Annotated in this window: 16 protein-coding genes, 2 tRNA genes and 1 pseudogene; 11 read left to right on the top strand and 8 right to left on the bottom strand. The window is 62.0% G+C overall.

Features of this window, described 5'->3' with window-relative positions; all coding sequences use genetic code 11:
• The first annotated feature begins 47 nt into the window (after positions 1-47).
• From D1Y84_RS09520 to D1Y84_RS09500, 6 genes and pseudogenes are all read left to right on the top strand, one after another.
• Complete coding sequence (locus D1Y84_RS09520; RefSeq protein WP_124848298.1) at positions 48-2,024, top strand: trehalase family glycosidase; 1,977 nt, start codon at positions 48-50, stop codon at positions 2,022-2,024.
• Between the two features lie 130 nt (positions 2,025-2,154).
• Positions 2,155-3,006, top strand: coding sequence for a 3-mercaptopyruvate sulfurtransferase (gene sseA, locus D1Y84_RS09515; RefSeq protein ID WP_124848297.1), 852 nt, complete (start codon positions 2,155-2,157; stop codon positions 3,004-3,006).
• Positions 3,003-4,328: an MFS transporter gene (locus D1Y84_RS09510; protein ID WP_124848296.1), complete on the top strand. Its 1,326-nt coding sequence runs from the start codon at positions 3,003-3,005 to the stop codon at positions 4,326-4,328. Before sseA ends, D1Y84_RS09510 begins: the two co-directional genes overlap by 4 nt.
• A 396-nt stretch (positions 4,329-4,724) precedes the next feature.
• A complete protein-coding gene (locus D1Y84_RS09505) occupies positions 4,725-4,982 on the top strand; it encodes a hypothetical protein (RefSeq protein WP_124848295.1) in 258 nt (85 codons plus the stop codon).
• A gap of 118 nt (positions 4,983-5,100) precedes the next feature.
• A pseudogene (locus D1Y84_RS18925) lies at positions 5,101-5,328 on the top strand (tetratricopeptide repeat protein); the annotation flags it as partial.
• 27 nt (positions 5,329-5,355) lie between these two features.
• A complete protein-coding gene (locus tag D1Y84_RS09500; protein WP_233581311.1) occupies positions 5,356-6,828 on the top strand; it encodes a tetratricopeptide repeat protein in 1,473 nt (490 codons plus the stop codon).
• A 101-nt stretch (positions 6,829-6,929) separates the two neighbouring features.
• On the opposite strand, the gene D1Y84_RS09495 is transcribed toward D1Y84_RS09500, so the two are convergent.
• The gene (locus D1Y84_RS09495; protein ID WP_124850040.1) at positions 6,930-7,823 is read right to left on the bottom strand and encodes an alpha/beta fold hydrolase; all 894 of its coding nucleotides are present in this window, start codon (positions 7,821-7,823) and stop codon (positions 6,930-6,932) included.
• A 245-nt stretch (positions 7,824-8,068) separates the two neighbouring features.
• On the opposite strand from D1Y84_RS09495, the gene D1Y84_RS09490 reads away from it, so the two are divergent.
• Positions 8,069-8,767, top strand: a complete 699-nt coding sequence (locus D1Y84_RS09490; protein ID WP_124848293.1) for a PIG-L deacetylase family protein — start codon at positions 8,069-8,071, stop codon at positions 8,765-8,767.
• A 150-nt stretch (positions 8,768-8,917) separates the two neighbouring features.
• Positions 8,918-10,429, top strand: a complete 1,512-nt coding sequence (zwf, locus tag D1Y84_RS09485) for a glucose-6-phosphate dehydrogenase (RefSeq protein ID WP_124848292.1) — start codon at positions 8,918-8,920, stop codon at positions 10,427-10,429.
• A 64-nt stretch (positions 10,430-10,493) separates the two neighbouring features.
• Here zwf and D1Y84_RS09480 read toward each other — a convergent pair whose 3' ends face one another.
• The 3 genes from D1Y84_RS09480 to D1Y84_RS09470 all read right to left on the bottom strand — a co-directional run bounded on the left by D1Y84_RS09480 (position 10,494) and on the right by D1Y84_RS09470 (position 13,240).
• Entirely contained in the window at positions 10,494-11,456 is a 963-nt protein-coding gene (locus D1Y84_RS09480; protein WP_124848291.1) for a carbohydrate kinase family protein, read from the bottom strand.
• Between the two features lie 46 nt (positions 11,457-11,502).
• Positions 11,503-12,774 (bottom strand): beta-ketoacyl-ACP synthase II, encoded by a 1,272-nt coding sequence (gene fabF, locus D1Y84_RS09475; RefSeq protein WP_124848290.1) that lies wholly within the window; start codon positions 12,772-12,774, stop codon positions 11,503-11,505.
• 202 nt (positions 12,775-12,976) lie between these two features.
• Positions 12,977-13,240, bottom strand: coding sequence for a GlsB/YeaQ/YmgE family stress response membrane protein (locus D1Y84_RS09470; protein WP_124848289.1), 264 nt, complete (start codon positions 13,238-13,240; stop codon positions 12,977-12,979).
• 204 nt (positions 13,241-13,444) lie between these two features.
• Here D1Y84_RS09470 and D1Y84_RS09465 point away from each other — a divergent pair, with 204 nt between their 5' ends.
• Positions 13,445-15,499, top strand: a complete 2,055-nt coding sequence (locus tag D1Y84_RS09465; protein WP_233581310.1) for a S9 family peptidase — start codon at positions 13,445-13,447, stop codon at positions 15,497-15,499.
• A 109-nt stretch (positions 15,500-15,608) separates the two neighbouring features.
• Positions 15,609-18,689, top strand: coding sequence for a M14 family zinc carboxypeptidase (locus tag D1Y84_RS09460; protein WP_233581309.1), 3,081 nt, complete (start codon positions 15,609-15,611; stop codon positions 18,687-18,689).
• A 203-nt stretch (positions 18,690-18,892) separates the two neighbouring features.
• On the opposite strand, the gene D1Y84_RS09455 is transcribed toward D1Y84_RS09460, so the two are convergent.
• Together D1Y84_RS09455 and D1Y84_RS09450 are read right to left on the bottom strand one after the other, a co-directional pair.
• A tRNA-Cys gene (locus D1Y84_RS09455) sits at positions 18,893-18,967 on the bottom strand.
• A gap of 97 nt (positions 18,968-19,064) precedes the next feature.
• Positions 19,065-19,139, bottom strand: a tRNA-Gly gene (locus tag D1Y84_RS09450).
• Between the two features lie 171 nt (positions 19,140-19,310).
• Here D1Y84_RS09450 and D1Y84_RS18150 point away from each other — a divergent pair.
• Positions 19,311-19,463 (top strand): hypothetical protein, encoded by a 153-nt coding sequence (locus tag D1Y84_RS18150; RefSeq protein WP_199726384.1) that lies wholly within the window; start codon positions 19,311-19,313, stop codon positions 19,461-19,463.
• 43 nt (positions 19,464-19,506) lie between these two features.
• Here the strand turns inward: D1Y84_RS18150 and D1Y84_RS09445 are convergent, their stop codons facing one another.
• Positions 19,507-20,226, bottom strand: coding sequence for an ABC transporter ATP-binding protein (locus tag D1Y84_RS09445; RefSeq protein WP_233581308.1), 720 nt, complete (start codon positions 20,224-20,226; stop codon positions 19,507-19,509).
• 107 nt (positions 20,227-20,333) lie between these two features.
• Positions 20,334-20,762: a response regulator transcription factor gene (locus D1Y84_RS09440; RefSeq protein WP_124848288.1), complete on the bottom strand. Its 429-nt coding sequence runs from the start codon at positions 20,760-20,762 to the stop codon at positions 20,334-20,336.
• Positions 20,763-21,292 lie beyond the last annotated feature (530 nt).

The following is a 21,292-nucleotide window of genomic DNA, read 5'->3' as shown; positions in this document are numbered from 1 at the left end:
GAAGCTTCTTCCCAGTGCCCGCGCCCGTATGCGAAGGTGATAGGCAAATGAAAAGCCGGTCTCGTCGACTCACTGTGGTCGCTGCTGCGATCCTTGTCTCCTGCACCCCCCAGTGCGCGCTCGCGTCCAACGGTTCAGCGGTGCGCGCGGAGTGGCCGATCCAGGACATGCCCAACCTGCTGGACCTGCACCACGAGCCAGCGTCCCCGAGCGACCGGTCGCCTGCGATGTTCTTCGACCAGGGCGCGTGGCATGGCTACGCACTGCCATCGATTGCAGATGCGAGCACAGGCTTTATCGGCCCTTTTCTGGGAGCGACTGGAGGCGGTCTCTGGACAGGTGGACGCTTTGCTGTGCTGACGCTGCACGATGCAACCACGGGTAAGGCGATCCCCCTTGCGGCCTGCGACGATGGTGGCGTTGCGCTCGCCGGCGCGCTCGTGCGCAACGCCTGTGGAGCGGGAATCGCTGCGACCGAGACACTGTTTTATGCCTCTGCTTCAACCACGCTTGTGCACGTAACATTGCGAGCGGACCATCCTACGCTCGTGCGCGTGAGCCTTGGTGGCACGCAGCCAGGCAACGTGCTGGCAGCAGGAGATAGCCTCACGGAGAAGGTGCCGGGCATCGAGGTGCAACCTGCGCATAGCCAGGGCGGAAGCTACAGTTTTACGCTGCCCGATGCCACCCGACTGGAAGCGCATACACCCGCAACCTTGTACCTGGAGCAAACCTACCTGCCAGGGACAAGCGGCGCCAGGCTTCAACCATGGACCGGCGACCCGGAAGAGGCTTGGGCGCTGGCCGGGGAACGATGGCAGCACTATCTGCAGAAGAGTGCGCAGCTTTTGCCCGCACTTACCCACCGCGACGATGTGCGAAGAATCAATCGCAAGGCGGTGATCACGCTGCTTGGAAACTGGCGCGCGCCGCTGGGCGACTTACAGCATGCCGGCCTCTTCCCCTCCTACTCCAACCCGGACTTCAACGCGTTCTGGGCGTGGGACTCGTGGAAGCATGCAGCGGCACTTGCGCGGTTTGCGCCCGAGCTTGCCAAGGACCAGGTTCGCGCCTTGTTTGATTGCCAGCTGCCTGATGGCATGATCCCGGATAAGATCTCGCGCAGCCGCGCGGAGAACAACCTGAGGGACTCCAAGCCTCCGCTTGCAGCCTGGGCTGTAAGTGCGATCTACACGCAAACGCACGATCGCGCGTTTGTCGCAGAAATGTTCGACAGGCTCTATCACTATCACCAGTGGTGGTATACCAGCCGCGACCACGATCACAATGGCCTGGCCGAGTATGGCGCCACGGACGGCACGCTGGAGGCCGCGCGCTGGGAGAGCGGCATGGACAATGCCGTGCGGTTTGACCATGCCAGGATGCTGAAGAACACAGATGCTGCCTGGTCCCTCGACCAGGAGTCCGTCGACCTGAACTGTTATCTCTACCAGGAGAAGCTCGAACTCGCGGACATGGCAGCCCTGCTTGGAAAGAACACACTTGCGCAGCGATTGCGCAAAGAGGCTGCCGACCTGCGGAAGCGCATTCAGCAGGTTTTTTACGATGCATCGGCAGGCTACTTTTTTGACGTGCACCTCGGAGATCAATCACGCATCCGCGCCTATGGACCAGAAGGTTGGATTCCATTGTGGACAAAGGTCGCAAGCCAGGAACAAGCCACGCGTGCGATCGCAATCATGAGCGACCCGGACAAGTTCGACACGCACTTTCCATTCCCGACACTCGCCAAGGATGATCCATTGTTCACTCCCGGCGCCGGTTACTGGAGGGGCCCGGTCTGGATCGACCAGGCGGTGTTCGCCATACAAGGCATGGAGAATTACAGCGCAGCAGCAACGGTACACAGGATGCGCGACAAGCTGCTCAGCAACTCGCCTGGCCTGAGTGGCGCCGAGCCCTTTCGCGAGACATATAACCCGGTGACGGGCGCAGGGCAGAACTCGTTCAACTTCAGTTGGAGCGCAGCCGAGTACTACCTCCTCATTCATCCTCGACGTTAGATCCGCGCTGAACGCGAAGGAGAAAGAAAGTACGACCTAGTACGTGTTCTTCTCGTTGCCTTTCAGCACCGCTGGTTCTTATTCAAAGCCTGCGCTTCCCGTCGGTCGCGGGCCGCGATACCATCCCTGCATGGACCCGCTGGTTTCTCCTTCATGGCTCTTTGAGCGACTTGGCAGCGCGCGGCTCAACATCCTCGACGCAACACTCGCGCCGCCAGGGTCCGCGCCCGGCATTCCTCCTTACGAGCAATATCTATCAGCGCATATTCCCGGGGCACACTTCTTTGATATCGACAGACTCTCGGACAACACGACGCCCTTGCCGCACATGCTGCCCTCCGCAGAGCGGTTTGCGCGGGACATGCAACAACTCGGCGTAAGCGAAGACGCATTGATCGTCGTCTATGAACAGGGTGATGTCTTCTCCGCACCGCGTGCCTGGTGGATGCTTCGAAGCCTCGGGGCAAAACGCGTGTACATCCTCGATGGCGGACTGCCTGGCTGGCAGCAGGCTGCGCTGCCTGTAGAAACCGGCCCTGTACCAACAACCGCCGCTTCTTTTCACGCTGCGCCTGATCCAGAAGCCGTAAGCAGCATCCACCGCATCAAGCTGGTGCTTTCTGAAGAAGCGCAGCACCGCACGCAGATTCTGGATGCGCGCTCCCGCGCCCGCTTTGCAGGCACAGCACCCGAGCCCAGGCCAGGCATCGCATCCGGCCATATGCCGGGTTCTTTGAACGTGCCCTACACCGAGTTGATCCGCGACGGCCGCATGAAGCCGAGCACTGAACTTACAACACTGTTCCGCCAGTGGGGCGTCGATCTCGAGCGACCCGTCATCACAACCTGCGGTTCTGGCGTGACGGCTGCGGTGATCGCGCTTGCGCTGGCTATCTGCGGCGCCACGCAGGTAAGCCTCTACGACGGCTCGTGGGCCGAGTATGCTCGGGATCCAGAAGCAGTGATTGAAAGGGCTCTATGACAGGCGACACCACCGCCGCATCTTCCCTGGCCAACAGGCACGCCACGCCGCTGATCAACACACCAAGGCAGGTGCTCTTTGCCAGCCTCGTAGGCACAGCGGTGGAGTTCTTCGATTTCTACATCTATGCCACGGCAGCGGTCCTGGTGTTCCCCCGGCTTTTCTTTCCCGCATCCGACCCCGCCACCTCCACACTTGCCTCGCTGGCGACCTTCGGCATCGCCTTCTTTGCGCGCCCGATAGGCTCGGCGTTGTTTGGACATTTCGGTGATCGCGTGGGCCGCAAGAAGACCCTGGTGCTGGCGCTTTCGACCATGGGTATCTCGACCTTCGCCATCGGCGTGCTGCCTACGTATCACAGCATCGGCATCGCGGCGCCGCTGTTGCTTGCCTTGTGCCGCTTCGGCCAGGGCATCGGCCTCGGCGGTGAGTGGGGCGGAGCCGTGCTACTCGCGGTTGAGAACGCGCCTCCAAGCAAGCGCGCCTTGTATGGCATGTTTCCCCAGCTGGGCGCCCCGATCGGCTTCTTTCTCTCGGGCGGCGTGTTTCTGCTGCTCTCCCACTATCTGTCCAACGCGCAGTTCGCGGCATGGGGTTGGCGCCTGCCGTTCCTCGCGAGTGCGCTGCTTGTGTTGTTAGGCCTGTACGTTCGACTGGCCATCACGGAGACGCCCGTATTCGCCGCGGCAATGGAACGCGCAGAGCCGGTGGGCTTCCCGATCGTGACGGTGCTGCGCACGCATACGCGCGCGCTTGTTGCCGGCATCCTCATCTGCATGGCCACCTTTGTTCTCTTCTACCTCATGATCGTGTTCACCCTCTCGTGGGGAACAACCGCGCTCCACTACGACCGGGGTACCTTTCTGCTGCTGCAGTTGATCGGTACCGGCTTCTTCGCAGCCGCGATTCCAGTATCTGCAGCGCTGGCAGAACAGGGTCGCCGCCGAATCATGTTAGTCGTTAGCCTTGCGATCGCGGTTTACGGTTTCGCACTCGCCCCCATGTTCGCAGCCGGAATGGCGGGAGCCGGAGCCATGCTCGCAGTCGGACTCACGCTGATGGGACTTACTTATGGCCCTCTGGGGACGGTGATCTCTGAACTCTTCCCTACGCCGGTTCGTTACACCGGCAGCTCCCTGGCGTTCAGCCTGGCAGGCATCTTCGGCGCTTCCCTCGCACCTTATATTGCGACGTGGCTCGCGCACACCTACGGGCTGCAGTACGTCGGGTACTATCTCACACTCTCTGCGCTGCTTACCCTGGGCGGCCTCGCGTTGATCCGTGAGACCAAGGATGATGACCTGGGTGGCACCGCCGGATGACACAGGCGTAACAGCAGCGCGGCCTCTTCGTTCTTCCTGGGGCTCGCGAACAAGGACACTTGCCGCCTGCCGGCAACACTTCATCTTCGTTGTCGTGATCGAGCATTGCGCATTCCGGGCTTCAACGTTGGCTCGTTGCACGCAGGTTCTGAAAGCTCGGCGCGCCCCGATCGCAGTTCCACATCGCACTTAGTGCGGGCAGGCACACCGGGAAACATCCGCATGCAATGCCGGCGCTCCGAGGCGGGCAAGAGCGGCCTCTTCACCTTTTCTGGTTACGAAAAGAGTTGCCGAGGTGGCTTTCAGGTCGACCTGGTCACTATCTCATAAAGAATGAGTGAAGAAAATACTGCTCGTTTCCGAGTACAAAGCACCTAGTTCCTCTAAGCTAAGAGAATGGCAAAAAATAATCTCCTCTCCGTCATTGATCAGGCCATGAACGCACTCGCTGTGGCTCGCAAGTCGCTTGTTGCTTCCTCGGCTGAAACGGCTACACCCACTCCGCGCAAGACCGCAGCCACAAAGCAGGCAAAGCCTGTGACCCGCCGGACCATGAGTGAAGAAGGTCGCCAGAGGATCGCAGAAGCACAGCGGAAGCGCTGGGCCACACAGAAGCGTGCCGCCAAGAAGGCTGCACGGCTGGCAGCCAAGTAAGAGCGTTTCTGCTGCCTTATGCTGTGCATGGGTAGATAGCTGGTAGCAGGCCTGGGGGCGTTTGGGGAGAAGTGGTACTGAGCACAAGCGCCAGCCTCGCATCCTTCGGAAACGCCGCATGCAGAACACCCTCGTTGCACAACAGCTTCAATCAGCATTGGCTGCACACAGCGCAGGCGACCCGGCGACCGCGACGACACTTTGCGAACAAGTGCTTGCAAGCGAGCCGGAGCAACCCGTTGCGCTGCGCCTATTAGCGTCGGCAGCTATGCAGGCAGGCAAAGCAACACGTGCGCGCACACTCATAGCGAGAGCTGCCCGGTCGGCCCCTGCCGACTTAGACGTGGCAATGCTTCAATGCACGATTCTCGTGATGAGCCAGTCGTGGGCAGAAGCCGCAGATGCACTGGCGCGCACGCTCTCGCTGGCTCCAGCGCGGGCCGAGTTATGGAACGATTTAGGCATCTGCCTGCACCGGTTGCAGCAGCCTGCCGCTGCAATCCAAAGCTTTCTCCATGCGCTTCTCCTGGATCCTCGACTTGCCGTGGCACATAACAACCTTGGCAGCGTTCTCAAACAAGAAGGCGATCTCGATGGCGCGATGGAGCAGTTTGAAGCTGCCCGCGCAATCGATCCGTTGTATGCAGAGGCCTGCAGCAACCTGGCAACCGTGCACCGCGATCGCGGAAACTATGCCGCGGCCGTGTCTCTGCTGCGCAATGCAGTTGCCCTCGAGCCGCGCTTTGCCGCCGCACACAGCAATCTTGGCGAGGTACTAAGCCTCATCGCAGAGGCGGACGCAGAAGAGCACCTGCAATCGGCAGTGAAGCTTGAGCCGGACAATGCTCTCTATCACTGGAACCTGGGCGTGCACCTTCTGCGGAGCGGCAACTACGAAGCTGGCTGGCCGCACTACCAGTGGCGATGGAAGTGGGATCACTACCGCCAGGCAGGGCGCACCTTCACCACCCCATGCTGGCTTGGCGATTTCGACATCCAGGGCAGGACCGTGCTGATCCACGCGGAGCAGGGTCTCGGGGATACCATCCAGTTCCTTCGCTATCTTCCCCTGGTCTTCGCCGCGGGCGCGCAAGTGATCCTCGAGATACAACCGCTTCTCTGCTCGCTCGTGCAGCGCCTCAGTGCATCCATGCCCGGGTTGGTCGCAGTGGTAAAGCAAGGCGAAGCCGCTCCGCCCGCAGACTGCCACACGCCCCTGCTCAGCCTGCCCCTTGCATGCGGAACCACGGGTGCAAGCATCCCGCCACCTCTGCCCTTTCCCGATGCAGCAGGAGCAGAGACATTCCCTGCCAAGAAGTACGGAGTCACTTTGCGGGTCGGGCTGGCATGGGCTGGTGACCCGACACATCGACGTGACCACGAACGCTCCATACCGCTAGCCCTGTTTGCACCCCTGAGCGCCGTGCCGGGTGTTGAGCTGGTTTCGCTGCAGGTCGGCGCGGCCACCAGCCAGATCGCGCACTGTGGCTTTGCCCTGGAGACACCAACACTTGCCACCTTCTGCGACACGGCGGCGGTGCTGGCGTCGCTCGACCTGGTGATCTCTGTGGATACGGCGGTGGCACACCTCGCGGCCACGCAGAATCTTGCCACCTGGATCCTGCTGCCACGCATCGTGGACTGGCGTTGGCTGGCTCCTCCATCGCCGCAGCCCGAGATAGAAGGCAGCCCCTGGTATCCATCGGCCCGGCTGTTTCGACAAGCCGAACTGCCGGTTTATGGCTGCACTGCGGCAGGGTGGGAACCGGTAATCGCGCGCGTGGTAGCTGCCCTGCAACAATACTCCGCCCCCGCCATGGCAGAAGCGCCACGCACCGGGGAGTAACCAGCCGGGCCATAGAGGCGACGCGAGTCAAAGGCAACGCTGCACTTAGCCAGGAATACTTATCCGGCAGACTTACTCCCGCATGCACCCTGCGCAGAGGGCTATCGCCGCAGGTGATCCAGGATGGCTGCCACGACCGCCTTCGGAGCTTCCCGCTGCGGGAAGTGCCCCACCGCATCCAGCAGCAGGCGGCGATACGGCGCTCGGAAGTATTGCTCCGCACCGTCGGTCGTCTCGGCAAGGGTGCAATGGTCTTCCCGGCCGTGGATCAACAGCGTCGGGGTACTGAGTGTGCGCACCGCCGCAAAGCGTGCCTGCAACTGTGCATACCTCGGATCGAGCGGAGCATGCCCCCAGCGGGAACGGTAACTATGCAGGACCACATCCTGAAAGTCCGTGCCACGCCAGCTTGCTGCAGCCTCTTCCAGTTCGGCATTGCTGTACCAGGAGCCCGGGCTCCATGCATCCCACTGCGCCCTGCCGTATGCCACCGGATCCTTGCGGAAGCGCTGCTCTCCGGGCTTGGTGCACAGAAGCCACTGATACCAGTAAGCCTGTGCTTGAGGCAGTGGAGGCGGGGTCACCGGTTCCGGCTGGAATGGTACCGAAAGAGTAACAAGCGACCGCACCCGCCGGGGCGCAAGCGCGGCCAGCGCGTAGCCCGCGTGTGCACCCCAGTCGTGGCCGACAAAGCAGAACTGCTCCAGCTTCAAGTGGTTCGCGAGGGCAAGGATATCGTGGGCAAATGCGACGGGCTGCCCAGTGCGACGTGGCTTGCGGCCGAAGATCGGGTCGCGAAACCGGGAAGGCCCGTACCCGCGCAGGTACGGCGCGATGGTGCGGAAACCGGCAGCGTGGAGCCCGGGCAGCACCTTGTCCCAGGTGCGGGGCGAGTCGGGCCAGCCGTGCACCAGCAGCAGCGGCTGCCCTTTCCTGGGGCCGCTCTGCTCGTAATGGAGCTGTACTTCGCCGGCATTTACCTTGTGCGTGCGCATATGCAAAGGTGGGATGCCGCGCCGCGCACATGCGTGTCGAGGTACGTCGAACTCCTTCCACCTGCCACCCCGATAGATGCAGACCGATGGTGTTTCCAGAGCACGATGGTAACGTGGCTGCCTGTCACCACTGAACTTATACTCTCCTTACAAACGACCTAGAACCAATCTAGCTTGTCGTATAGCAGTCCAACCTGGAAGCGCGTCGGCACAGCGCTGCAGTCGATGCGGAGGATTAGAAGCTTATGATGAAGCCCAAGAGTGCCCTAGTTATCGGAGCTCACCCAGATGATTGCGCCCTGGGGGCTGGCGGCTTCTCAGTGCTGCTGCGCATGTCCGGGTGGCGGGTCACGTTCCTGACCATGACGGATGGCGAACTGGGTGGCGATCCCTCGCTGCGCCTCGATGAGGAACGGAACAGCGCGAAGATCCTCAACGTAAACGTGGACTTCGGGCATCTACCGGATGGTTCCCTGTCCGGTCCTCGCACCGTCCGCGTGCTCGAGGAGAAGCTCGACCTGCACAAGCCGGACCTGATCATGACGCATGCACCGATGGATTCCCACTCGGACCATCGTGTGCTCAGCGAGTCGGTTGTCTCGGCGGCACGTCGCAGCCCGAGCATCCTCTTCTACGAAGGCCCCTCCACGTCACAGTTTGTCGGCTCACTCAAGGTCGAGATCGCTGTCTCGTGGGGACTCAAGGTAAAGAGCTTGGCCGCACACGCCTCCCAGCGGGAGCGGGTGCGCACGATCGAGTGGGCAGAAACTGCCGGCAGACAGCGTGCATGGCCGGACTATCGCAGCGTGTGCGAGGCATTCACGCCAGTCCGTCTGAACCTTGCGCTGATGGTCAGCGCCGCACTGCAAACCCCGATGGTCCTGCCCAACTTTGAGCACGCTCAGCCCAGCCCGAACGATCCGCCGATCGCCCGGCTGGTTTAGTTCAACACCAGAGCTCCTCTGAAACGAAAAAGCGCAGGCCTCATGGCTTGCGCTTTTTTTAACTCTGCAGCACTCTCGACAACAGAAAGCGTAGCTTAAGCAACAAAGCAAGGGCCAGCCAAAATAGAGGGCAAGGCAGAGGAGCAGGCGATGCAGGAGGCACAAGCGACACAGGTACCCGGGTGCTTGATGACGATCTTTGGAGCGAGTGGTGATCTGTGCAAGCGCCTGTTGCTACCTTCGCTCTACAACCTGGTTGCGGCTAAGGTGCTGCCCGATACCTTCCAACTCCTGGGCGTTGCCATGGATGCATGGGACGATGCGAAGTTTCGCGACCACGTCTCCACCACGCTGAAGGAGTTCTGGGGCGAGGATGCCGATGCGGGCGTAGTCAGCTGGATCACGGACCGCTCGCACTACCAAACGGCCAACTTCACCGAACCTGCGTCGTTCGACACGGTCAAGAGCACGATCGAGGCACTGGAAAAAAAGGCACAGGGCCCGGCGAACCGGCTCTTCTACCTGGCAGTCGCGCCCAGCTTTATCGCAACCATGGCTTCGCAGTTGTCGCGCACCGAGCTGCTCACCGAAGACGAACATGCCTGGCGCAGGCTCGTGATCGAAAAGCCCTTCGGTCATGACCTGGAGTCGGCCGTCGCGCTCAACGCGGAGCTGCAGAAAAGCCTGCGCGAGGACCAGATTTACCGGATCGATCACTTTGCTGGCAAGGACGCGGTGCAGGACCTTGCTGTATTCCGCTTCTCCAATGCCGTGTTTGAGCCGCTTTGGAATCGCTCCATGATCGACAATGTGCAGATCACGGCGGCGGAGACCGTGGGTGTGGAAGGCCGGGCCGGCTACTACGAGGCATCGGGAGCCCTGCGCGATATGGTTCCCAACCACATGGCCGAGCTCCTGTCCCTGGTAGCGATGGAACCACCGGTCTCGCTGAGCGCGGAGCACATGCGCAACAAGCAGGTGGAGCTCTTGCAGTCGATCCGCCCGATCGCGCCGGACGAGGTGGACAAAAGCGCGGTGCGCGGCCAGTACGGAGCAGGCAAGCTGAAGGGCGCGGATGTGCCCGGGTATCGCAAGGAGCCCGGCGTCAAACCCGAATCCAACACGGAGACCTACGTTGCCATGCGCGTCGAAATCGACAACTGGCGCTGGTCGGGCGTTCCGTTTTATCTGCGCACAGGCAAACGGCTTTCCTGTGCGATGACAGAGATCGTCGTGACCTTTCGCCAGCCACCCGCGCGCCTGTTTCCCCAGGACCACCAGAAGCCGCAATCGCCCAACCAGCTTTTCTTCAACCTGCAGCCCGAGCAAAGCATCGAGCTGTCGTTTGGCACCAAGGCGCCCGGAATCGAAACGGTCGTGGAGCACGGCGCCATGCGCTTTCAGTTCCCGGCAGGGCCTTTCAAAACACATGGAAAAGGCTACGAGCGCCTGCTCCACGACGTTATGAAGGGCGACGCAACGCTGTTTCAGCGGGCGGAGTTTGTGGAAGCAGGCTGGCGCATGGTGCAGCCACTGCTGGATGCCTGGAAGTCTCCGGCTGCGGAGTTCCCGGACTATGCGGCGGGCTCGACCGGTCCGGACGCGGCCGACGCCTTGCTGGCTACTTCGGGCCACACATGGCATTCGCTGGAACAAGCCTGACCCGGGCGACGGCAAACAGAACACCAGGCGATCCTTTCCCTGCGAGGGCGGATCGCCGCGGTGTTTAACCCTTGATCAGGTTGAGCTCGGCACAGGAGTACGCCTCACCGTAGTGCTCGCCGGTTGCCATAAGGGCTTCGATCTTCTCGCGTGACTCAATGCCCCCGCGGGCGCCGGCGCCCATGCAGTTCATGGCGGCGGCGGCACAGGCGAAGTCCAGTTGGCGCTCGAGTGGCCACTCCTGCATCAGCCCGTAGATAAAGCCAGCATGAAAGATATCCCCTGCCCCTGTAGTGTCCAGCACCGGCACGCGGTACGCCGCGCGGTAGTGATACTGCTGCCCGTCCCACGCCAGAACTCCATCCGGGCCAAGGGTAGCTGCCGTCAATGTGGCGCCATATCGCGCCTGCATGGCGCACAGGGCGCTCGGAAGATCGTCCTGCTGCATGAGCCGCAGCGGGAAGTCCCGGCTGACGATCATGTAATCAATGCAGCGGAGCAGCTCGTCGATTCCGGGGTAGATCTCATCAAGATCCGCGATGACCGGTATGCCCGCGGCCTGCGCCCACTGGGCGGCGCACAGGGCTGCTGCCGTATCGTGTCCGTCGATGTGCAGAGCGCGCGCGTTGGTGATCCACTCCTGCGCGAGGTCGGCAGGCTGCAACACGAGGCGTTCGTCGCGCCGGCACAGCACGGTCCGTTCGCCCTGCGCATCCACAAAGATCAGCGACTGCGGGCTGGCCCCGCCCGAGACCGAGATCAGCTGCGCCTCGACCCCTGCACGCGCAAACGCCTCGCGGTGCAGGGCCGCGGCAGCGTCGTCGCCCAGCTTGCCCACATAGCGGGTGCGCATGCCCCATTGCTGACAGGCCACGACCGTGGTGGCGACCTGTCCGCCGGGCAGTACGCTGGCCGTGTGGTATTCCACCTTGGAGCCGCGTGCGGGATAGTGCGCAAGGGGAATCAGTGTATCCGTGGCATTCAAACCGACGCCAACGAGGTCGACCCTCGAGAAAACCGTACTCATACTTCCACTCTAAACGTCTGCGAGCGGCCTTTCGGCCGCTGGCGGTTCACGATCCATGGACGTGTACGTCGGGCACGTAGCGCTTAAAGATCAGCGAAGCGTTGGTGCCGCCGAAGCCGAACGAGTTCGTCATGGCGTATTCCATCGCGGTGGGCAGCGCCTTGTCCCGAACCAACTGGAAGCCGCAGTCAGGCTCCGCGTCGTGCACATTGGTGAGTGGCGGCGCAACCTGGTCGCGCAGTGCCATCACCGTGATTCCGGCCTCGAGGCTGCCCGCGCCGCCCAGCAGGTGGCCTGTCATGGACTTTGTGGAGCTGACCAGCAGCGCAGGAGCGGCGTCGCCGAAGGCCGCGCAGATAGCCCTTGCCTCTGCCCGGTCACCCATCGGGGTGGATGTGGCGTGGGCGTTGAGATACTGCACCTGTGACGGCTCCAGCGCGGCATCGCGCAAGGCCAGCTGCATCACGCGGCGCACACCTTCGCCATCCTCGGGCGGGGCATTGGTGTGGAACGCGTCCGAGTTGGCGGCGTAGCCAACCAGTTCGGCCAGGATCACCGCACCGCGCTGCACGGCGTGCTGCAGCTCTTCCAGGATCAGGATGCCCGCGCCTTCACCCACCACGAAACCATCGCGGCTCATATCCCACGGACGCGATGCGTGCGCAGGGTCGTCCACGCGGGTGGATAACGCACGCATGGCGGAGAAGCCCGCAATGGAGAGCGGCGTCACCGCGGCTTCTGCTCCACCACAGATCATGATGTCAGCATCGCCCCGCTCAATGATCCGGAAGGATTCGCCAATACCGTGGGCACCGCTCGTGCAGGCTGTCGCCACAGTAAGGTTCGGGCCGGCTGCCCCGTATCGGATGGAGATCTGCCCCGCCGCAAGGTTCGCAATGGTCGCAGGGATAAAGAACGGTGAGACCCGGTCGGGGCCGCTCGTGGTCAGCTTGGAGTGTTCGCGCTCGATCACCTCGAAGCCGCCGATGCCGCTGCCGACGTAAACGCCCACGCGATCGCGCTCTTCGTGCGTCATATCGAGCTTGCTCTGTGTCATGGCCTCGGCCGCGGCAGCAAGCGCAAACTGGATAAAGCGCCCCATCTTCTTGATGTCTTTGCGGTCTACAAACAGGTGCGGCTCGAAGTCCTTGACCTCACCCGCAAAATTACAGACGTAGCCTGTGGCATCGAAAAGCGTGATCGGTGCGATGCCTGGCTCGCCGGCCTGAATGCCAGCCCATGTTTTTTCCCTGCCAGTACCCAGCGGACTAACCAGGCCTACGCCGGTGACAACTACGCGCCGTTGGCGGACGCTCATGCATGTCTCCTGCTCTGTACGCTGCCGATGCTGCCAGATCCCGAACTAGATTCCCCGGGGTGGCGCTCCACGCAGGCATGGTCTGCAGGCGGTGGCAAAACGTACCTGTTCAGAATACCGCCATCAGCCTCTGGACTCGGCCAACAGCAACGCCAAGGGCCCCAGGGATGCTGGGGCCCTTGGCGCAGATCCTTGCGGGTAGCTAAACCTGCTGTACCCGCCCTCGCGTGACAAGGCGAAGCAGGAACGTCAGGATGACTGCGCCGATCACGGCCACGATCACGGTGTAGATCAGCCCGCCCGAGCCTGCGAAGCCCAGGTGCGACATGATGAAGCCGCCCACGAATGCACCGATGATGCCGATGATGATGTCCATGATCGCGCCGTAACCGCCGCCGCTCATGAGTTTGCCCGTTAGCCAGCCGGCAATCAGCCCGACGATAATCCACCAAATAAATCCATGCATGTTGCTTCCTCTTTCCGTACTCAGGGCTGTATGCCGTATGCGCAGTGTGAGCGCCACTTACCAGTAAACGTTGCCTGCACTGAAAAGAAGAATGCTGCGTAGCTGGCTTGCCTGCTGAAGCTGTCCGCCGGATTCAAGATCCGGCATAAAAGCGAGGCAGAAAGTGCAGGCAGCCATTGCCCGGCAGACTGCTACACTCGCGCCATGACGCCGCGCTCCCTCTCGCTCGCCATCCTTCCGCTGCTTGCATCCACCCTCTTTGCCCAGGCGCCACACCGCCTGACCCTTGACGATCTCGCCAAGGTCCAGCAGGTGGGCAAACCCGAGATTTCGCCGGACGGTAAGTGGATTGCCTACACCCTGCGCCATACAGATACAGAAGCCGACAAGAACGTCGCGAACCTGTGGATGCTGAGCTGGGACGGCACCGAGTTGATCCAGCTGACCTACGACACGGAAGGCGCGGGCGCGCCGCGCTGGAGCCCGGACGGCAGGTACCTTGCGTTTACTTCGGGTCGGCCGGGCAAGGCCAAGGGCACGCAGGTCTGGGTGCTGGATCGTCGAGGTGGTGAAGCGCGACAACTGACAGGTGTGAAGGAAGACCTCGAAGACTACCGGTGGTCGCCCGACTCAAAGCAGTTGCTGCTGACGCTGCAGGCGAAAGATGAGCCGGAAGAGCCCAAAAACGGGAAGCCCGTGCCGCCCAAGCCGATCGTGATGGATGGTTACCACTTCAAGCAGGACGTGCAGGGTTACCTGACTGACAAGCACCCGCACCTGTTTCTCTTTGACATCGCGACCGCGAAGACCACGCGCCTGATCCCCAACGAAGAAGATCGCTTCGAAGAGCACGACGCGGAGTGGTCGCCGGACGGCACGCAGATCGCGTTCACCAGCCGCCGCGAACTGCCCGACCCGACACGCACCGCCAACTCAGACGTGTTTGTCGTAGACGCGAAGCCAGGCAGCACGCCGCGCCAGCTGACGACCTTCAAGGGCCCCGACGAAGCCCCGCTGGCGTGGAGCCCGGACAGCAAGACCATCGCCTTCCGCGAAGCAGTAACGCCGGGCTACTCCATCTACAACCAGGAGCGTCTGGCCGTGGTGCCGGCAGCCGGCGGCACCGTGCGCATCCTGACGACCAAGCTCGATCGCCCGGTGAGCGCGCCCGTGTGGACAGAGGACGGCACCGCGCTGCTGGTCACGGTAACCGACGACCGCAACAGCTATGCCGAGAGGATCCCGCTTGCAGCGGATGCCGCGCCTGAGCGCCTGACGCAAGGGCCGGGCGATGCGGCGGCGCTCGCTTCCGCCAAGGACCACACCGCGCTGCTCTGGTCCACAGACGGCAAGCTGTCGGAGATGTATGCGCTTGAGGGCAGCACTTTGCGCGCACTTACGCACCATAATGATGCACTGGTGGCGTCGCTCGAACTGGCGCCGACGCAGGATCTCGAAGCGAAGACCAAGGACGGCAACGAGGTGCATAGCCTGCTGACCATGCCCGTCGGTTACAAGCCCGGCACCAAGGCCCCGATGCTGTTGTTCATCCACGGCGGCCCCACCGCGGAAGACATGCACACGTTTGACCTTTCGCGGCAGCTCTTTGCCGCGCATGGATACGCGGTGCTCAACGTGAACTATCGCGGCTCCAATGGACGTGGCTTCGCCTACTCGCACGCCATCAACGCGGACTGGGGCAACAAGGAAGTGACGGATCTGCTGGCCTCGGTCGATGCGGCGGTGGCCACGGGCACCATCGATGCGGACAAGATGGCTATTGGCGGATGGAGTTACGGCGGCATCCTCACGGACTACACCATCGCCAGCACCACGCGCTTCAAGGCTGCCTCCAGCGGTGCGGGCATGGGTAATTTGCTCGGCTTGTATGGCGTGGATGAGTACATCCTGCAGTACGACAACGAGATCGGAGCGCCGTGGAAAAACCCTGACCTCTACATTAAGCTGTCGTACCCGTTTTTCCACGCGGATCGCATCAAGACGCCCACGCTGTTCATGGGTGGCGACCAGGACTTCAACGTGCCGGTAGAGGGCGGAGAGCAGATGTACGAAGCGCTCAAGAGTGTCGGTACGCCGGCCGAGCTGATCGTGTACCCGGGACAGTTTCACGGCTTCACCCGGCCTTCGTTCATCCGCGATCGGTATACGCGCTGGTTCGGGTGGTACGACCGGTACCTGGGGCTGACACCTCCGGCAGTTTCGCCTGCGCCTGCGAAAACAGCCGCTGCGGCGCAGTAAGCGCAATCGCTTTCTCTGGACTCAGCCGCGAACTCTGCAGGCAACGCGCAGTTCGCGGCTGGCAACGACCGCAGCCATTGCAGCCTAGATCCCCTTCCGGAGTTCCCAAGTGTTGAAACATCTCTTTGCGGTTGCTACCGTCGCTGCCATGCTCACGGGTATGGCACCGTTGCAAGCACAAATACCCGCGCCAGCGGTGCCTGCTGCCATGCAGCAGCAATATGCGCGCGATCCACACCAGGCCGTTGACCAGGCATACACGGCGGCCATTGCGAAGGACACGACCGAGCCTTACTTCAACTCGTCCCTGACCGACTACCTTCCCGCTTCCAACACCGTGCCTACACCAGCAGCTGTTCTTGGTGATATCGCGGGGGCGCCCGGCAAGCTTCCCTACTCAGAGGATGTGACCAAGTACTTCCGCCTGCTGGCCTCGAAGACGCCGCGCGTAAAAGTGTTCTCGATCGGCAAGAGCGAAGAAGGCCGCGAGATGATTGCCGCGGCTGTCGGCGATGCTTCGCTGCTGGAGCAGATGGACGCGAACAATGCGCGGCTCGCGCAGCTGGCCGATCCGCGCAAGTCCGGGATCACCGACGAGCAGGCAGCCACGATCGCGAAGCAGAGCTTCCCCGTGTACTACATCACCGGCACCATCCACTCGCCCGAGACCGGTGCACCCACCGCGCTGATGGAGCTGGCCTACCGTCTCGCGGTCGATGACTCGCCGTACATCCAGTACATCCGCCAGCACATGGTGGTGCTGATTACGCCGGTGGTCGAGGTGGATGGACGCGACCGCATGGTGGACGTATACAAGTGGCACCTCGCACACCCGAACCAGACCTATCCCCGACTCGTGTACTGGGGCCACTACGTAGCGCACGACAACAATCGCGACGCCATGGCGATGACGCTCGCGCTGACACAGCACGTGCTTGATACGTTTCTGAACTTCCATGCGCAGGTTTTGCATGACCTGCACGAGTCCGTGCCCTTCCTGTACGACAACACGGTGGGCGATGGACCATACAACGCCTGGATCGATCCCCTGCTGGCCGATGAGTGGGCGGCCCTCGGATGGAACAACGTCGGGCAAATGCAGAACTTCGGCATGCCGGGCGTGTTCACGCATGGCGAGTTCGATACCTGGAGCCCCGGCTACCTGATGTTTCTCGCGGGCATGCACAACGGCATCAGCCGCCTCTACGAGACCTTCGGCAACGGGGGCGCCGATACCGTCAAGCGCATCCTGACGCCCGACGAGTACGCCCGCACCTGGTACCGGCAGAACCCGCCCAATGCAAGCGTGCTATGGTCGCAGCGCGACAACAACAACTATGAGCAGTCAGCGCTGCTCTCCACCCTGTCGTATTTCGTCAACAACCGCGAGCACTTTCTGGATAACTACTACCTGAAAGCAAAGCGCTCGATCGCCAAGCCCACGAGTTCCGGACCTGCTGCTTATGTGCTTGCCGCAGACCCTGCATATCGCAATCGCCAGCTCGCGCTGCTGCGCACGCTCAGCAAGCAACACGTGGAGATTTCGCAACTTACCGAGGCAGCAACCGTATTGGTAAGCGCTGCCGACCGTGCCGCAAGCCTCAACGAGAACGCTCCCAAGCCCACCGCCACAACCCCCGCAGCGGCCCCTACGCAGGCAACCTTCGCGGCTGGTTCATGGGTGGTGCGCATGGATCAGCCTTACGCGCGTGCAGCCGATGCGCTGCTGGACCGGCAGTACTGGTCACCCGACGATCCGCAAAAAACGCCGTACGACGACACCGCCTGGTCGTTCAGCCTGCTGTTCAATGCGAAGGTCACCCGCGTGACCGACCCTGCCATTCTGCGAGTTCCGATGCGCGCCGCAATGGTCGATGTCGCCGATGCAGAGAAGGCGCCGTCCGCGCTGGACAATACGCACCGTGCCATCTGGGCGTTCAGCAATACAGGCCAGATCAACCTGCTGAGCCTTGTCTATGCATATCCAAAAGCAACGTTCGCAGTGCTGGATGAGCCGGCGACCGTGAACGGCACAACACTGGCGGCCGGCTCCATGCTGGTCTCGGGCATTCGCGATGCCGACACGGGCTGGACCACCAAGCTGCATGATCTTGGTCTCGAACCTGCTGCGAGCCTCGCGTCTTTACCCACGGTCAAGATGCACACCCTCGATCACCAGCCGCGCATCGCGATGATGCATACGTGGCTCGCCACGCAGACCGAGGGCTGGTGGCGCGAAGCTTTCGACACGCTCGGCATTCCATACAGCTACATCAGCACGCAGACAGCTGCCGGCGAGAGCGACCTGCGCAGCAAGTATGACGTGATCGTCTTCGCTCCGGTCACCGGGCGCACTTCGGCGCAAAGCATCCTGGACGGCCTGCCCATGTACGGCAACCCGCTCCCATGGCAGACCACGGCACTCACGCCCAATCTTGGTCGCATCGATGCCACGGCAGACATGCGGCCCGGTCTCGGCACGCTTGGTCTTGAGCACCTGCGATCGTTCGTCAGGCAAGGCGGCCTGCTCATCACCAGCGAAGACTCCGCGCAGTTCGCAATCGCGAGCGGGCTTGCGCCTGGCGTGTCGGTTGCTCCTACCAGCACGGTGAAGCTCACGGGCAGCATTCTTGGAGCGCTCACGGTGAAGCCCGGGCTCATCGCTGCGGGCTACTCCGGCAGTGTGCCGGTCTACTCTGCGAGTGGGTTGGCATTCAATGTCAGCAACACGGCTGGCGGCGGCAACGCGCAGATCCCGACCGAGAAAAATACGCACCGCGTGACAGGCCGTGGTGGCCCCAATGACGAAGACGCCCCCGAAGATCGCACTCCCGAAACAACACCCGTGCTGCCTAGCGTGCAGGCCTGGCAGCCCGTGCCGCTCAACGAAGAGCAGCTTCGGAATAATCCCTTCGTGATTCCGGAGAACCAGCGGCCGGAGGTTGTGCTTCGCTTTGCCGATACAAAGAATCTTCTACTCTCCGGCCTGCTTGAAAACCCGGAGCCGCTTGCCGCGCATGCTGCCGTGGTGGACGCACACCTGGGCACTGGCAACGTGTTGCTGTTCGCGATTGATCCTATCTATCGCGGCGAAACCATCGGCACCTATGCCCTGGTGTTCAACGCCATCATGAATTATGACCACCTCACCGCGGCGCCGGCCCAGACGATACCGAACGCCGCACACTGAGAAGCTACACGCGCCAGCTGATCGCTGGCGCTCGCCTTCAAACGGCGCGCACTTTCCCTGGCTGCTACCAATAGGCAGCACTTGCTTGAGCCTTCAGGAGCGGGGGAAGATGCTGCCGAAAAAAAGCGCCGCAGAGCCAGGGCTCAATGCATGCGCTTCGAGGAGAAGCTCGATCTGCTGTAGGGAAGAAGGGATCAGAGGAGTGGAGGCGCGGGCCGGGATCGAACCGGCGCATAAAGGTTTTGCAGACCTCTCCCTTACCACTTGGGTACCGCGCCATGATCGAGTGGCGGTTTCAGCGAACGACCACTGAACCTGCCGGTACCATTAGTCCACTTCACAGGAACCGGGAAACACTCGGAAAGGTGAAGCGACTGGAGCGGGAGACGGGACTTGAACCCGCGACCCTCGCCTTGGCAAGGCGATGCTCTACCACTGAGCTACTCCCGCTTGGTACAAGTTGAAGTCTATCGAAGGTCGCAGCCTTGGTCAACTTTGACAGGCTGACGGCCTCTGCTCACGATTGCTCTCTTTTCCTGAAGCAGTACACCACGCGTCTCTCCACTGGCGGCATCTACCTTTTTGAACATTGACGCGTCCGCGCGTCCCAAGGAGAGATCAATGAAACGTCTGTTTTTCTGGGGAACTATTCTGTCCGGTGCCGCTGCCGCTTACCTGATGTATCGCCGTGGCGAGTCCTTCGGCACAATCGCGCAAAAAGCAGTCTCAAACCCCGTGGGCGCGTTCGCGGACGAACTCAGGACCGCGCTGTAGAGCACACTAGGACTCAGTGCTGATGCAGCGTGCAAAGCGGGAGCTACTGGTGGTGCATGGCGCCGTCCCGCATCTGTAGGGTGCGATCTGCAAAGGCGGCCGCTTCGGGGTTGTGGGTGATCATCAACACTGTTTGCCCAAATACCTTGTTGGAGTGGCGTAGCATTTCCAGCACAGCGTCCGAGTTCTTGGTGTCGAGATTTCCGGTGGGTTCATCCGCGAGGATGATGGCAGGCTTCGTGACCAGTGCGCGCAGGATCGCGACCCTCTGCTGCTCACCGCCGGAAAGCTCTGACGGGCGATGCTTGAGACGTCCCGCGATGCCCAGCATCTCGGCAAGCTCCTGCAGTCGTTTGCGGTCGAGCGGTGCGCCCGGGGCTGCAATGTCGTAGGCGATCTCGATGTTGCCCAGCGCGGAGAGCGTGGGTAGCAGGTTGAACTTCTGAAACACAAAACCGATCTTGGACTTGCGCATCCGGGTGCGCTCGCTGTCGGAGAGCGCTGCGAAGTCAACGCCGTCGATACGAACCTGGCCGCTGGTGGCGCTGGTCAGGCCCCCCAGGATGTAGAACAGCGTTGACTTGCCGCTTCCGGATGGCCCGATGATGGACACAAACTCACCCGCCGCAACGGTGAAGGAGACATCCTGCAAAGCCGGAACCTCGAGCTTGCCGATGCGGTAGGTCTTGCCAAGGTGCGCGGCCTCAATGATGGTGGGGGCGTTGGCAGAAGGCGATGTCGGCAGAACGGCAGTGGAGGTCACTCTAGCAGTTTAGGTCATAACGCCGAGGCTGCCGCAGTGCTTGCCGATTCCAGGCACCTTTCGGTCCGCACCCGGAGCGAACAACCGCGTGCCGAAGGCGGACCAGCTCAGGCGTGTGCACCCATGCTGCCCGTAAGCGGCTGATGCATGGGGATCGTCGCGCGCTTAGGTCCGCGTTTGCGCACCAGCAGCACGCGGATGCGCTCCACCATCTCACTCGGCGAGAACGCTCCCTTGGGGAGAAACGCATCAGCCGCTTCTGCGCGCGAAAACTCCTTCACTGTGGCGCTCACGAGCAGGGCCGGTACGTCCGGCGACTCGGCCTTCATGCGACGCACCATCTCGTTTCCATCCATGCCCGCCAGCAGGAGGTCGCTCACGACGAGATCGATCCCTCCCTGGGTAAACCGCTCCAGCGCCTCGGCTGCCGTCGCTGCTTCCACCACGCGGTAGCCGCGTGTTTCCAGCATGAACTTGCGCACGCTCAGGGCCTGCTCGTTGCCGTCTACTAGGAGAATCACTTTTCTGGGTCGCATCGCATCTGCTCTTTTCTGCTTGCTGCCCGGGCTGCCCTTGCTTTTTGGGCAAGTGGGGGCGCAGCTCCCGGGAAGGAGTTTGGTTGGCCGCGCGCTTTACGCGCGGCGACGTGTTTTGGGCCAGGAGGGGGCGCATGCGCCGTAACCCGTTTGTGGGAGCGGTTGCTCCCACAAAAAGGCCATAGGGCGGTGCTGCGCTTTCCCCGGGCGATTCGGCGCCGAACGGAAGCGGGCAGGGGAACAAATGCCTTGGGCTCAGCAGCATTCTGTGGCGGAACGCAGGGGTCCGCACCATCTGGACAATCCAGACGGCGGAGACACAAGCGACCGACCGCAGCGTGTGCCGGCGGAGGGCGGTTGTTCAGCTCAGTTGTCGAGAAATGGCGAAAGTTGCAATGCGAAGCCGTGTTGCTGGCTCCTCAACGCTTGCTCAGACTACGGGCGTGCCACGGGGTGCGCAACTGCGAACAGGAGGCGAAAGCCACAGGCACTTTGCACTTGCATAAGAGGAAAACAAGGCCAAATAGGGC

It is taken from the genome of Acidipila sp. EB88 (assembly GCF_003858395.1).
GTDB lineage: Bacteria > Acidobacteriota > Terriglobia > Terriglobales > Acidobacteriaceae > EB88.
The sequence above is the reverse complement of the archived record's forward strand: the minus strand, read 5'-3'. Positions and strand labels throughout refer to the sequence as shown.

Bases quoted from the DNA above. Each gene is read 5' to 3' on its own strand.
- D1Y84_RS09520 (WP_124848298.1), top strand. From the start codon at position 48: ATGAAAAGCCGGTCTCGTCGACTCACTGTGGTCGCTGCTGCGATCCTT.
- sseA (WP_124848297.1), top strand. From the start codon at position 2,155: ATGGACCCGCTGGTTTCTCCTTCATGGCTCTTTGAGCGACTTGGCAGC.
- D1Y84_RS09510 (WP_124848296.1), top strand. From the start codon at position 3,003: ATGACAGGCGACACCACCGCCGCATCTTCCCTGGCCAACAGGCACGCC.
- D1Y84_RS09505 (WP_124848295.1), top strand. From the start codon at position 4,725: ATGGCAAAAAATAATCTCCTCTCCGTCATTGATCAGGCCATGAACGCA.
- D1Y84_RS09500 (WP_233581311.1), top strand. From the start codon at position 5,356: ATGAGCCAGTCGTGGGCAGAAGCCGCAGATGCACTGGCGCGCACGCTC.
- D1Y84_RS09495 (WP_124850040.1), bottom strand. From the start codon at position 7,823: ATGCGCACGCACAAGGTAAATGCCGGCGAAGTACAGCTCCATTACGAG.
- D1Y84_RS09490 (WP_124848293.1), top strand. From the start codon at position 8,069: ATGATGAAGCCCAAGAGTGCCCTAGTTATCGGAGCTCACCCAGATGAT.
- zwf (WP_124848292.1), top strand. From the start codon at position 8,918: ATGCAGGAGGCACAAGCGACACAGGTACCCGGGTGCTTGATGACGATC.
- D1Y84_RS09480 (WP_124848291.1), bottom strand. From the start codon at position 11,456: ATGAGTACGGTTTTCTCGAGGGTCGACCTCGTTGGCGTCGGTTTGAAT.
- fabF (WP_124848290.1), bottom strand. From the start codon at position 12,774: ATGAGCGTCCGCCAACGGCGCGTAGTTGTCACCGGCGTAGGCCTGGTT.
- D1Y84_RS09470 (WP_124848289.1), bottom strand. From the start codon at position 13,240: ATGCATGGATTTATTTGGTGGATTATCGTCGGGCTGATTGCCGGCTGG.
- D1Y84_RS09465 (WP_233581310.1), top strand. From the start codon at position 13,445: ATGACGCCGCGCTCCCTCTCGCTCGCCATCCTTCCGCTGCTTGCATCC.
- D1Y84_RS18150 (WP_199726384.1), top strand. From the start codon at position 19,311: ATGAAACGTCTGTTTTTCTGGGGAACTATTCTGTCCGGTGCCGCTGCC.
- D1Y84_RS09440 (WP_124848288.1), bottom strand. From the start codon at position 20,762: ATGCGACCCAGAAAAGTGATTCTCCTAGTAGACGGCAACGAGCAGGCC.